Source organism: candidate division WOR-3 bacterium (assembly GCA_039801905.1).
Lineage (GTDB): Bacteria > Hydrothermota > Tepidihabitantia > Tepidihabitantales > JBDRVQ01 > JBDRVQ01.
Window position 1 is genome coordinate 1 of record JBDRVQ010000009.1, and the last position, 12,004, is coordinate 12,004.

At 43.3% G+C, this 12,004-nt stretch carries 14 protein-coding genes; 3 read left to right on the top strand and 11 right to left on the bottom strand.

Annotated elements, in window-relative coordinates; all coding sequences use genetic code 11:
* Window positions 1-193: hypothetical protein (locus ABIL00_02690; GenBank protein MEO0109676.1), on the bottom strand; the 193-nt coding region annotated here is incomplete at its 3' end.
* A 218-nt stretch (window positions 194-411) separates the two neighbouring features.
* Here ABIL00_02690 and ABIL00_02695 point away from each other — a divergent pair.
* Window positions 412-1,353: a DNA adenine methylase gene (locus tag ABIL00_02695; protein ID MEO0109677.1), complete on the top strand. Its 942-nt coding sequence runs from the start codon at window positions 412-414 to the stop codon at window positions 1,351-1,353.
* On the top strand, window positions 1,346-2,119 hold the full coding sequence (locus ABIL00_02700; GenBank protein ID MEO0109678.1) for a hypothetical protein: 774 nt from the start codon (window positions 1,346-1,348) through the stop codon (window positions 2,117-2,119). The genes ABIL00_02695 and ABIL00_02700 overlap by 8 nt, the downstream gene beginning before the upstream one ends.
* 527 nt (window positions 2,120-2,646) lie before the next feature.
* Here ABIL00_02700 and ABIL00_02705 read toward each other — a convergent pair.
* The 6 genes from ABIL00_02705 to ABIL00_02730 all read right to left on the bottom strand — a co-directional run bounded on the left by ABIL00_02705 (window position 2,647) and on the right by ABIL00_02730 (window position 7,277).
* The gene (locus tag ABIL00_02705) at window positions 2,647-3,348 is read right to left on the bottom strand and encodes an ABC transporter ATP-binding protein (protein MEO0109679.1); all 702 of its coding nucleotides are present in this window, start codon (window positions 3,346-3,348) and stop codon (window positions 2,647-2,649) included.
* Window positions 3,348-4,109, bottom strand: coding sequence for an ABC transporter ATP-binding protein (locus ABIL00_02710; GenBank protein MEO0109680.1), 762 nt, complete (start codon window positions 4,107-4,109; stop codon window positions 3,348-3,350). Before ABIL00_02710 ends, ABIL00_02705 begins: the two co-directional genes overlap by 1 nt.
* Window positions 4,106-5,023 carry a branched-chain amino acid ABC transporter permease gene (locus tag ABIL00_02715; GenBank protein MEO0109681.1) on the bottom strand — a complete coding sequence of 306 codons (918 nt, stop codon included), beginning with the start codon at window positions 5,021-5,023 and terminating at the stop codon, window positions 4,106-4,108. Before ABIL00_02715 ends, ABIL00_02710 begins: the two co-directional genes overlap by 4 nt.
* Complete coding sequence (locus ABIL00_02720; protein ID MEO0109682.1) at window positions 5,020-5,904, bottom strand: branched-chain amino acid ABC transporter permease; 885 nt, start codon at window positions 5,902-5,904, stop codon at window positions 5,020-5,022. The genes ABIL00_02715 and ABIL00_02720 overlap by 4 nt, the downstream gene beginning before the upstream one ends.
* Window positions 5,904-7,031: an ABC transporter substrate-binding protein gene (locus ABIL00_02725; GenBank protein ID MEO0109683.1), complete on the bottom strand. Its 1,128-nt coding sequence runs from the start codon at window positions 7,029-7,031 to the stop codon at window positions 5,904-5,906. The genes ABIL00_02720 and ABIL00_02725 overlap by 1 nt, the downstream gene beginning before the upstream one ends.
* Window positions 7,032-7,127: 96 nt before the next feature.
* On the bottom strand, window positions 7,128-7,277 hold the full coding sequence (locus tag ABIL00_02730) for a hypothetical protein (protein MEO0109684.1): 150 nt from the start codon (window positions 7,275-7,277) through the stop codon (window positions 7,128-7,130).
* Window positions 7,278-7,443: 166 nt separating this feature from the next.
* Here ABIL00_02730 and ABIL00_02735 point away from each other — a divergent pair, with 166 nt between their 5' ends.
* Window positions 7,444-8,397: a hypothetical protein gene (locus tag ABIL00_02735; GenBank protein ID MEO0109685.1), complete on the top strand. Its 954-nt coding sequence runs from the start codon at window positions 7,444-7,446 to the stop codon at window positions 8,395-8,397.
* Here the strand turns inward: ABIL00_02735 and ABIL00_02740 are convergent.
* The 4 genes from ABIL00_02740 to ABIL00_02755 are packed head-to-tail and all read right to left on the bottom strand — an operon-like array spanning window position 8,369 to window position 12,001.
* Window positions 8,369-9,451 carry a hypothetical protein gene (locus tag ABIL00_02740; protein MEO0109686.1) on the bottom strand — a complete coding sequence of 361 codons (1,083 nt, stop codon included), beginning with the start codon at window positions 9,449-9,451 and terminating at the stop codon, window positions 8,369-8,371. The two genes, ABIL00_02735 and ABIL00_02740, sit on opposite strands and share 29 nt — an antisense overlap.
* Window positions 9,452-9,471: 20 nt before the next feature.
* The gene (locus ABIL00_02745) at window positions 9,472-9,918 is read right to left on the bottom strand and encodes a PEGA domain-containing protein (GenBank protein ID MEO0109687.1); all 447 of its coding nucleotides are present in this window, start codon (window positions 9,916-9,918) and stop codon (window positions 9,472-9,474) included.
* Complete coding sequence (tgt, locus tag ABIL00_02750; protein ID MEO0109688.1) at window positions 9,915-11,018, bottom strand: tRNA guanosine(34) transglycosylase Tgt; 1,104 nt, start codon at window positions 11,016-11,018, stop codon at window positions 9,915-9,917. The genes ABIL00_02745 and tgt overlap by 4 nt, the downstream gene beginning before the upstream one ends.
* Window positions 11,009-12,001 carry a sugar phosphate nucleotidyltransferase gene (locus ABIL00_02755; protein ID MEO0109689.1) on the bottom strand — a complete coding sequence of 331 codons (993 nt, stop codon included), beginning with the start codon at window positions 11,999-12,001 and terminating at the stop codon, window positions 11,009-11,011. The genes tgt and ABIL00_02755 overlap by 10 nt, the downstream gene beginning before the upstream one ends.
* Between the last annotated feature and the right edge of the window lie 3 nt (window positions 12,002-12,004).

The window sequence follows — 12,004 nt, forward strand, 5'->3', positions numbered from 1 at the left end:
TATAAATTACCTTACCGGTGCCATTGAGGAGGGTTATAAGATACTTTCGATGGAGATTAGTTATTTGAACTAATTCATTAAGAATTTCTGTTTTCTTCTTTTTTGATGCGGAATGATAATTTTTGGCGTTAGCTTTAATTATTGACCGTTTAATTTTCATTTTATATATTTCCTTTGGCATCGTTATAACCATAAAGGCTCCCCCTATTACTTTTTAATATGGGAGGGAGCCTAAATTTTTTCAATGGTAAGATATTTTTGATTAAATAACCCATTTTCGGTAAGATTATTTTTGATGAAAACCGGCTAATTGACAGGAAAACTTTTAGCTGGTATAATACAGATGTGAAAGAATTAAAAAGAAAAATCTGGGGGACTCTATCTTTCAATTACCCATTAAAAGTTAGAGAGATTGCCCAGAGATATTCAGTTTTAGAATTATTTCCCCAAAGTCCAAAAGAAGAATTCTTATGCCGGCTAAGGGGTAAAGGTAGGAAGTATAAAAGATACCTGGGTTCCCCTTTAAGATATGCCGGGGGAAAGAGTTGGGCAGTTGGTTATGTGATAGAAAAATTGCCCGATCAGATCAAAAGATTAGTTTCCCCATTTTTTGGTGGCGGTTCCATTGAAGTCGCGGTGGCAAAAGAATTGGGAATTGAGGTAGTTGGTTTTGAGATATTTGATATCCTTGTCAATTACTGGCAGGTCCAAATTGCAAAACCCTATGATTTATACCAAGTTTTGGTGAAATTAAAGCCGACGAAGGAGACTTATAATTGGGTGAAAGAGGAATTAAAAAGACATTGGCAAAAAGAAATAAAACTACCCCCCTTAAAATTAGCCGCCTATTATTATTTTAATCACAATCTTTCCTATGGTCCCGGCTTTTTAGGTTGGATGTCAAGTGTTTATGCCAACGAAGAAATGTATCAGCGCCTTTTAGAAAGGGTGAAAAACTTTAATGTCAAAAATATCAAAATTGAATGCGCCTCCTTTGAGGAGGTTATTCCAAAATTCAAAGATGATTTTCTCTATTGCGACCCACCTTATTATTTGGGAAAAGACAGCACCCTTTTCCGCGGACTCTACCCGCAAAGAAATTTCCCCATTCACCATAATAATTTTAATCACGAATTATTGCGAGACCTTTTATTACAACATGAAGGGGGATTTATTTTGTCTTACAATGATGCCCCCACCATAAGAAAATGGTATAAAGACTTTGAAATTGTTGAACTACCCACCCATTATACCTTAGGACAAGGAGAAACAAGAATCGGCTTAAATCGGAGGATGAAAAATAGCAATCACATTAAAAAAACAAAAGAGTTATTGATTATTAAATATGCCTAAAAAGAAGGCGATGACCTCAGAAAAGGCAAGTTATGTAAAGAGAAAAGGACATGCAGATGCTAAAGAATTTGCTCTCTTATTAGGAATTGGTAAAGAATACAAAAGTGAACCCCAAGCGAAAAAGGATGTGATTGATTTAGAAGGACACTCTTATTCGGTAAAGAGTGGAGAAAAGAAGTGGCAGATTTTTCTTTACGGTAAGACAAGATTTGAACAGGACTATACCTTTCGGGCTATGAACGGACTTGGTGAATTATTTTTACAATGTATAGAAAGTTTTCCAGAGTTGCGAAAAGATTACTTAAAAGACAAGGAAAGGTATAAAAGAAGATTACAAAGACCGATGCGGGAATTATGCCAAAGGCTAAAAGAAAAGAGGCTCCTTGCGGCATTCCTTGATAAAAGTATGTTCAATAGTGGAGAGGTTAATTTTTTAGTGATAAAAGAAAAAAATATCTTTCATGTGTTTTGGAGTGGAGAAGTAGTGGACATTTTGACCAAAAATTATGAATTGGCAAACTCTAAGGCAAAAGGAAAAGGCCAAATTGATGACCAGAAAGTGCTCTTTAAGGTTTCTGGCAAAACGCACGGGGAGATTGAGATGAGAAATGATAGCGAAGTTCATTATCGGGAGGTGAAATTTTGGCTTGATAAAAAGTTAACCTTTGCCCTGTTAACCTCACAGATAAAAGAGGCAAAAGATTTTAACAACCGGATAATACTTTACGGCAAGGCGATAAAGAAGTTAATGAAAATGCCCCGGTGATATGAGCATATCCTTAAAATTGCTGTATTTCTGAGAGGCGTCTTTCTATTTGGTTTTCTTTTAGGCTTTTGATTACACCTCCGGTTAAACTTTCAATTAGGCTCTCGGTTAAATCTATAATTAACCCCCCAATTAAACTTTCAATTAGACCCTTAATTAGATTTCTAATTATTCTTTTTATTAGAATCTTAGTTAGACTTAAAGTTAGACCAATTATTAGACCATTACTTAGACTTTCCATCAGGCCCCCGATACCATCCCCTGTATGCTACACCCAATTTTATAAAGAGACTCCCCTCCTTTCTCATAAAATTGTTAAAAATTAAATCTGTTAAGATTACTTATCCGATAGCGCCTCCCTAATCTCTGAGTCGTATTCGCTTAAAATTGCCTTTCTCATATTTCTCTTTCGGGGTTGGGATTAGAACCCAATACCCCCTACATATAAATAACGGAAATACCCCCCATTTTCTGACACTAAATTTCCTACTTTTCTAAGTCTTTATCTCTCAAAGACTTATTGGCTTTTACAAATAGGCCTCTTTTAATCTTGGGTCGGAAAGGAGGGCTTGAGCTTCACCGGAGAGGACAATCTTTCCTGTCTCTAAGACATAAGCCCGATTGGCAATAGAAAGTGCCATATGGGCATTCTGCTCAACAAGGAGGATGGAAATTCCCCGCTTTTGAATCTCTTTTATGATGGAGAAGGTTTCGGAGACTAAAATTGGGGAAAGCCCCATGGAGGGTTCGTCTAAGAGTAAAAGTTTCGGTTGGGAGATTAATCCCCGACCCAAGGCGAGCATCTGTAATTCACCTCCGGAGAGGGTGGCGGCAGATTGGTGGAGGCGCTCTTTAAGCCGAGGAAATGATTTGAAGACCTTCTCTAATCTTAAGGAAAACTCCTTCTCATCTTTGAGGTGATAACCACCAAGCCGGAGGTTCTCGTAGACGGTGAGGTTGGCAAAGGGTCTTCTCCCTTCTGGGACATAGGAGATGCCCAGACTACTCACCTTATGCGCCGGAAGGTTGGTGATCTCATTATCCATAAAAATTATCCTCCCGGAACTGGGTTTTATAAGTCCGGAGATGGCTTTCAGGACGGTTGACTTACCCGCCCCGTTTGCCCCAATCAAGCAGACAATCTCCCCTTCTTGGAGGTAAAAAGAGATCCCCTGTAAGGCATGGATTGAGCCGTAATGGACATTTAACTCTTCAACTTGGAGAAACATCAAGCCTTCCCTAAATAAGCCTCAATCACTTTCTTATTCTCTTTCACCTCTTCGGGACTCCCTTCGGCAATTACCTCTCCGAAGTCCATCACCACAATCCTCTGGCAGATACCCATCACTACCGGCATCCGGTGTTCAATGAGGAGGATAGTTAGGGAATACCTTTCCTTAATGAATTTTAATAGGGCTACCAGTTCCGAGACTTCCTTAGGATTCATCCCACAGGTCGGTTCGTCCAGAAGGAGGAGTTTCGGTTTGGCGATCAGGGCGCGGACAATCTCCACCTTCCGCTGCTCACCATAAGGTAAGTTCTTAACATTCTGATGGAGGTATCTCTCCAACTTAAAGACCGTAGCGAGGGAGGAGATGGAATTTATAATCTCCTCTTCTTCCTTCTTAAAACTTTTAGTCCGGAAGATGGCGGAGAAGGGGTGATATCGGATGTGGGGGTGATAGGCGGTGCGGATATTATCGAGAACGCTCATCTCCTTAAAGAGGCGAATATTCTGAAAGGTTCGGGCAATCCCCATTTTGGTGATGCGGTGGGGAGGCAGACCGGTAATCTCCTCTCCGGCAAAAAAGATTTTACCACTGGTTGGTTTATAAATTCCGGTTAAGAGATTAAAGACTGTGGTCTTGCCAGCCCCATTCGGTCCGATTAAGCCGACAAATTCTAAGGGATGGAGGGAGAGGTTAAAAGAGGAGACCGCCTTCAAACCCCCAAAATTCTTTGTCAATTCCTTAACTTCAAGAAGACTCATCTTTTCCCCAATATCCCCTGTGGTCTTTTAATCATCATTATGATGAGAAGTAGAGGGTAGATGATGAAGCGCCATTCCACAAGGGAGGCGGGTAGGATTACCCTTAACCCTTCAATGAGGAAGATCCAAATGATCGCCGCTAAAATTGTCCCGGTAATACTGCCCATTCCTCCCAGAATGACGATGAGGAGGCAATCAATTGATTTTAGGAATTCAAAGTTGGAGGGATGGAGGAAGGTATAGAGGTGGGCGTAAAGCCAGCCCGCGATTCCGGCAAAGGAAGAACCTAAGGCGAAGGCGAAGGTCTTATACCAGAAGGTATTAATCCCCATCACATCCGCGGTAATCTCATCGTTTTTTAAGGCTAAAAGCGCCCGACCGTATTTGGAATTGATTAAATTTCTCATCAGAAAGATGACGGCGATGAGAAAGAGGTAGGTAATTTCTAAATTGGTATATTTTGGGATACCGAGCATCCCCCGGGAACCACCAAATTGGGGAAGGATGGCATCCGCATTATCAAAGAGTACTTTCACGATGATCCCAAACCCCAGGGTGGCAATTGCCAAATAGTCGGAACGGAGACGGAGAACCGGAATCCCAATCAGAAAGGCGATCAGACCCGTTCCGAAGAAAGAAGCGAAGAGAGAGAGAGGGATGATAGCCAAAGAATGGGGAAAGAGTTTGGTGAGGATTGCCCCGAGATAAGCCCCGATCCCGTAAAATCCCGCCTGCCCTAAGGAGAACTGGCCGGAGAAACCATAGATTAAATTGAGACCTAAGGTCCAAATGATAATGATGCCGACATAAAGGATAATCTGTTGGAGGTAGGGGTTGAGGAGATTGGTGGTGAATAGGATTTTGAGGATTAAGTAGAGGAGGAGGATAAAGAGAAAGGAAGGAATTTTCTTCATACCTTTTCCATTTCCTCTTTTCCAAAAATTCCAGTGGGCTTAAAAATGAGGAAGAGAATAAGTAAGGAGAAGGCGATGGCATCACGCCAGGTGGAGGAGAGGTAGGCGGAAGTGAGAACTTCTAAGACTCCCATAATCAAAGCCCCAACCACCGCCCCTTTTATTATCCCAATTCCTCCTAAGACCGCCGCCACAAATGCCTTCAAGCCGGGCATTATCCCCATAAAGGGATGAATTTGAGGATAGGCGATTCCGTATAAAATTCCACCAACAGCGGCTAAGGCGGAACCCAAACCGAAGGTGAAGGATATGATGTTGTCAACATTGATACCCATGAGGGCGGAGGTCTCTTTATCATAAGAGACGGCACGCATCGCCATCCCGATTTTTGTCCGGTAGACGATAATTTCTAAAAGGAGCAAAAGGGAGAAGACGATTAAAAAGACAAAGATGGTGACGGAGTTAATCATCAATCCCCCAAGGCAGATGTTTGTCACCCGGAACGGTCGGGGATAGGCTAAAAAATTAGGACCGAAAATAAATTTGAGGCTAGAGAAATATTCTAAGAAAAGGGAGACCCCCATCGCGGTGATTAAGAGGTTAATCCGGGGCGCATTCCTTAAAGGTTTATAGGCTAATTTCTCAATGGTCATTCCCAATAAAGCACAGATCGCCATCGCTAAGGGAAAGACGAAGGGGAGGGGGATTTTATAAACATTCAGGGCAAAATAGCCAACATAGGCACCGATCATAAATATATCGCCGTGGGCAAAGTTGATGAGGCGGACAATTCCGTAAACCATAGTATAACCTAAGGCGATTAAGGCGTAAACGCTTCCCAATTGGAGGCCGTTAATTAACTGCTGGCAGAGATAGGACATCAGTCGGGTTTCACCATCGCTACGAACACCTGTTTTCCCCCTTTATATTGTAAAATTACCGCCCCTTTTATTGGGTCACCATTTTCATCAATACTCATCTCCCCCGAGACGCACTTAAATTCTCTAATTTTTTGGAGCGCCTCCCGCACTTTACTTACCTCTTCGGAGTTTGCCCGTCGGATCGCTTCCAGGAGGAGATTGGTGGCATCATAAGCGAGCGTAGCCAAGGCATCAGGTTTACTGCCGTATTTCTCTTCGTATTTCTTTACCCATTCCTGGACTTCGGGTCTTGGGTCATCGGGTGAATAATGATTGGTGAAGTACCCCCCTTCAATCGCCTCGCCGGCAATCTTCACCATATCAGGAGAATCCCAGCCGTCACCGCCCAAGAGGATTGATTGGAGACCCATCTGCCGAGCCTGTTTAGCGATGAGCGCCACCTTATTGTAATAATCGGGTAAAAAGAGGATATCGGGATTTTCTCCCTTCACTTTGGTGAGAAGGGCGGAGAAGTCAACATCATCTTTGGAATAGGATTCATAAACTGTAATTACCCCACCACCCTTTTGGAAGGCGTCGCGGAAGAATTCCGCCAATCCTTTGGTGTAATCGTTACCAATATCGTAAAGGACCGCCGCCTTTTTCGCTTTTAACTGTTCCAAAGCGAATTTTGCCGCTACCTTCCCTTGGAATGGGTCAATGAAGCAGGCACGGAAGATATTTGGTTTTCTTGAGCCATCGTCTCGAATCGTCACTTTGGGATTGGTGGAGGTGGGTGTTACCATTAAGACATCAGCCGGTTGGCAAATCTCCGAAAGGGGGATGGAACATTTGGAAGAGACCGAACCGATAATGTAGTTTACCCGGTCTTGATTTATCAATTTGGCGCCGGCGTTAGCCGCTTCGGTCGGGTCGTTTTTATCGTCGGCGATGACATAGGTGATCTTCTTTCCTAAGACACCTCCCCGGCTGTTCGCTTCCTCAATCGCCAATAAGAAGGCATTCTTTACCGATTCGCCAAAGGTTTTGACATCACCGGTAATGGGGGCGATGAGGCCGATTTTAATCACCGATGATTTCTGACAGAAAAGGGTTAAAAGAAGAAAGAGAGGGAAAAGTTTTTTCATATTTTCCTCCTGGGATTCAGGGTTATTTCTCCTACCACCTTGCGATTATATTTAAGAAAAAAGGAGAAGTCAACTTGGATCCTTCTCCGAACGAAGTTAGGAAAATGGTATGTGGCTTGTCCTGTTTACAGAGATCGTAACCATCCCAAAGTTGGAGAGTTCTATCTTAATCCATCCGATGACTCCTCTCTCCCTACCCATTCTCTTCTTTCTTCCCCTTTTGAATCCTTGTCTACCAAATGCCAATGTCAATAATAAACCTCCCCTTTTCTTTAGTAGAAGATGAGGATTGGGTCTATTAAAGATTTTGCCAAAGTTTTTTGAAAAGTCTTTTGGAGCATTCCTAAAAGTATGCCTAATGTGGTCATGATCACTGTTAGCGGTGGCAGTTGACAAAAGATTTTTTTCTTCTATGATAGAAATTGTCAAAATGGCAAGCGGCCGAACCTGGCATAATCTCAAAGAGAAGCAGGCGGAAAGGATAAAACTCTATCTCTTAAAAAAGGGAGGGGAGGAGGAAGAGGTGAAAAATCCTAATGAGCGGTGGCGGATTCGTCTTTTCAATTCCACCTTCACCTACTATCCTAACGGCACGCTCTATTCCTCGCCTCCCCACTCTTCGGAGAATGATATTTTAACTGTTTATCAAGCGATTGAGAAAATTGCCGGTCCGAGATACGAACTACCCGACCGGGAATTTCTTCTCGGTTTTGATGAAACAGGAAAAGGGGAGATTATCGGACCGATAGTTCTGACCGGAGTTTTATTCCCGGCGGCACTTTTTAGTAAAGTTGACGCCATCGTCGGCTTGGCAAATACCAAAAAGCGGCATAACCTTAATTACTGGGAGAGGACCTTTACCCAACTCTCATTATTGAAGGAAGAAGGTTTCTCCTACATTGTGGAAGAGATTCCTCCCGATCAATTATCGGGCAATAACCTCAATCGCCTCCTGGATAAAGGATATAAAAAAATTATCAATCTCTTTCTTAAAGGAATATTAAAGGAAAGGGGAAATTTAGCCCGCTACCGCCTCGTCCTTGACGATTACGGAGTTGGGGGAAAATTTCAGCAATTCCTCCAATCCCTCCAAAGGAAAGAAGGGAAGGTGATAATCACCCCCAATGCCGACGAGAAATATTTGGAGGTGAAGGTGGCTTCCATTATTGCCAAAAGATTCCGGGAGAAGATAATCAAAAGGATAAAGGAAAATCCCAAATACCAAATCGGGGGGTTGACGATTGGCAGCGGGAATTCCGCTGATAAGACGACTAAAGAGTGGTTAAAAAAGTGGTGGGAAACTTATAAAAATTTTCCCTGGTTCGTTAAAAAATCTTTCAAGCCGGTAAAGGGAATGGGTGGTTAAAAATTTTCTTGTCCGAAATTGCATAGAGGAGAAAAGGTAGAGGGAAGATAAAATAGGAGATGTCAAATTGGCTTCCCCAAAGCGCCGGATAAAAGCCAGATTCAATTATTACTAAAAGGAAGGCCAAAAAGACAATAAGGAAGAGAAAAAGGGCGATGATTCCATAAGGCTCTTTTTCTTTCTTCCAATTTAAGCCTAAGATTAAAGCGCTTAGGAAAAAGATGGGGAGAAGAAGGGAAGGTAAATACCCAGTTTGAATGGAAAAGGGACCATTCCTTATAAAACTATCGGCATCCCATAAGAAGAAGGGGAGATTGACAGCCAAAAAAGCCAGAGCCAAACCGGAAAGGAAAATAATCCCCTTCTTCTCTTCTCCCTTAAAATGAGAGGGGAAAAAAAGGAGGTAAGAGAAGAGGACAATTCCCCTCGTCGCCAAGAGAAGTCCCCCCAAAAGACCATAAAGGAATGAATACCTTTTTTTTATCGCCAACTCTTTTTTCTGGAATAATAGGAGGTAGCCTAAAACTAAAGTCATATTGGTGAAAAGTTCGGAGCGGGTTATTACCTCAAAGAGAAAAGAGGGAGAGAGGATAAGAAGGAGGAGGCTAAAAAACCTCCCTTCTTTTGAGGAAAGGATAAAAGCAAAGAGGAGAAAACCGAAGATTTGTAAAACCCCCAAATCTCCTAAGAGGTAAAAGGGGAGGGCAAGGAGGAATAAGAAGGGGAAACCAGAAGGTCGGGTTGGGCCGCCATAGGGGAAAATACCCCGCAAAAACCTTGTTAACCATTCTAAAAGCGCCGGATAGCGTCCAATCCGAAAATCTCGGGGGTTAAATTGGTGCATTAAGAGAAAGAGGAGAAGACTGGTGGCGAAGGAGATAGAGAGATAGAGGAAGCGAGTAGAAAATCTCTTATTAATCTTCTCCGAGAAGGAGAAAAGGGTGAGGAGGATAATGAGATAAGGGATGATGAGGTGGGGATAGAGATCGGTGAGGCGCGAGAGGTATTTAGCCAAAAAGAGGGAGTTGGTAAAAAGATATACGAAGATTAACAAATTCTTAATAATTTCTTCTCCTATTTAAATAATAGAGTGAGTAAGATCCCAAAGATTGTCCCGGTGGCAAAGAGGCAGGAGGTACCACCCCATAAAAGCCAGGTGGCGTTCCTTTTTGCTCGCAATGCCTCCGGGTAACTCAAAACGATTTCCGTCTCTTGATCTTCCCTGATATCAACCCGAGCGCTTGCCGTATGGTAGCGGGCAAAATTCGGAAGCTGCTTGATAATCTCAAAGACTCCCTTTTCCCGCGCCCGCCAGTAGGCATTTTCTAAGGAATCGTTGGGAAAGAGGGAGATAGTATAAGAACCGGTTTGGAGTTTCTTCAATTGAATGGGCGAGCGACCGATTGAATTACCGTCCAAAAAGACCTCCATCCCCTCCGGTTCGGTTTTTACAGTAAGATAGCCGAAAGCAAAAATTTTGCTCCAAAGAAATAAGAGGATGGTCCATCCTTTAAATTTCATCTCTCCTCCCTTTTGTATTCCCGCAAAAAATTCCGAGTAAAATTTTCCCAGCGCTCTTCTCTAATCGCCGAGCGGATCTGCTTCAGGAGATTAATGAAGAAATGGAGATTGTGATAGGTTAAAAGCCGCTGCCCCAAAATCTCTTCCGCGATGAAGAGGTGGCGGAGATAGGCGCGAGAGAAATTTTTACACGTATAGCATTCGCACCTTGAATCTAAGGGGGAAAAGTCTTTGCTGTATCGGGCATTCCGAATCAAAATTCGCCCCTCGGAGGTGAAAGCGGTTCCAGTTCTGCCGTTGCGGGTCGGTAGGACACAATCAAACATATCAATCCCCATATTGACACATTCAATTATATCTTCGGGATACCCAGCGCCCATCACGTATCTCGGTTTCTCTTCGGGTAGGATCTCAGAGAGGAGTTTTATCATCTCGTAACTGACGGCGGCTGGCTCACCTAAAAATAGACCGCCAATCGCGTAACCAGGAAAATCTAAATCAAGCAGAGTCTGCGCCGATTCTTTTCTCAAATCCGAAAAGGTTCCCCCTTGAATTATAGCAAAGGTGGTAATTCGGGAAATCGCCTTTGACCGTTTTGCCCATTCGGTATTTATCTTTACCGCTTCTTTCGCCTTTTCGTAAGGTAAGGGAAAGCCCAGGCAGCAATCGAGGCACATCGCAATATCATTCTGAAAAATACTTTGGATTTCAATCACCTTTTCTGGGGTGAAGAAGTGATAAGAACCATCAATATGGGATTGAAATTGAATCCCCTCTCGGCTAATTTTCACTAAAGAGGAGAGAGAGGTGATTTGGAAACCACCGGAATCGGTGAGGATTGGGAGATTAATTCCGGTGAATTGATTTAGACCACCGGCTAACCTTATCACCTCCACCCCCGGTCGCAGATAGAGATGGTAGGTATTGGCAACAATCATCTCCACCCCGATCTCCGATAATTCTTTTGGGCTCATCGTCTTTACCGTCCCTTGTGTTCCCACCGGCATGAAGACTGGTGTCTCCACAACCCCGTGGGGCAACTCTAACCGGCCAACCCGGGCAGAACCGGATTTTTTCTCTAAGGAAAATTTCAATGGAATTCCATTAGAGAAAAGTCACCGAGATTTAATCTTAGCGGTTTCTCTTTAATTACCGCATTCTCCCCCAGAATCGTCTCCGCCAAAAGGGAATTTTCTACCGTGGCGTTGCGGTTGATGATGGAATCTTTAATTATTGACCGCCGGATTTCTGCCTCTTCGGAAATTGAGACGAAAGGACCGATTACCGATTCTTCAATCAATGCCGAATCGGCGATATAAACCGGAGGGATGATGACGCTTCCCTTCCGTTCCTGATAGTAGTTATTACTTTGTAGGAGATAGCGGTTCGTCTCAATCAATGCCTCCGGCGTTCCACAATCTAACCAGTATTCCACCGGCTGGGCTTTAAGAATTAACCCTTCTTCAATCAATAATTCTAAGGCATCGGAGAGTTGGTACTCTCCTTTCGTCTTTATATTCTTCTCAATAATCGTCTGCAGGGCGCGGAAAAGAGGAGCACTTTCGGTAAAGTAATAGACGCCAACAATTGCCAAATCGCTCTTTGGTTCTTGGGGTTTCTCCACAATGCGGGCGATTACCCCGTCTCTCAATTCTACGATACCAAAACGGCGGGGATTTTCCACTCGCTTTACCCCCACCAAATTCTCTTCTTTAATAAATTCAGAAAAATTCATATCCAGGATGGTGTCTCCCAGGATGATGAGACAACTGGCATCTTCTGCCACATAATCCTTTGCCCGATAGACCGCATCCCCCAAGCCCAATGGGTTCTCTTGCTTAGCAAAAAAGAAAGGAAGGTGGAAGGTTTCGGTGAGGTACTTTTCTACCAGACCTCCTTGGTTACTCCCGATGACGACGACCACCCTCTCCGGATTTAAGTCGGTGATCCTTTCAATGATATGGCCGATGATTGGTTTTCCCGCCACCGCTAAAAGTGATTTTGGTGTGGTGTGGGTAAGGGGTTTAAGACGTCTTCCCTCTCCCGCTGCGGGGATGATAATATGCAACTTTCTCTTCTTCATAAT

Coding starts and splice junctions, on each gene's coding strand:
- ABIL00_02725 (MEO0109683.1), bottom strand. CDS start 7,031: ATGAAAAAACTTTTCCCTCTCTTTCTTCTTTTAACCCTTTTCTGTCAG.
- ABIL00_02735 (MEO0109685.1), top strand. CDS start 7,444: ATGATAGAAATTGTCAAAATGGCAAGCGGCCGAACCTGGCATAATCTC.
- ABIL00_02700 (MEO0109678.1), top strand. CDS start 1,346: ATGCCTAAAAAGAAGGCGATGACCTCAGAAAAGGCAAGTTATGTAAAG.
- ABIL00_02715 (MEO0109681.1), bottom strand. CDS start 5,023: ATGAAGAAAATTCCTTCCTTTCTCTTTATCCTCCTCCTCTACTTAATC.
- ABIL00_02755 (MEO0109689.1), bottom strand. CDS start 12,001: ATGAAGAAGAGAAAGTTGCATATTATCATCCCCGCAGCGGGAGAGGGA.
- ABIL00_02705 (MEO0109679.1), bottom strand. CDS start 3,348: ATGTTTCTCCAAGTTGAAGAGTTAAATGTCCATTACGGCTCAATCCAT.
- ABIL00_02720 (MEO0109682.1), bottom strand. CDS start 5,904: ATGTCCTATCTCTGCCAGCAGTTAATTAACGGCCTCCAATTGGGAAGC.
- ABIL00_02745 (MEO0109687.1), bottom strand. CDS start 9,918: ATGAAATTTAAAGGATGGACCATCCTCTTATTTCTTTGGAGCAAAATT.
- ABIL00_02710 (MEO0109680.1), bottom strand. CDS start 4,109: ATGAGTCTTCTTGAAGTTAAGGAATTGACAAAGAATTTTGGGGGTTTG.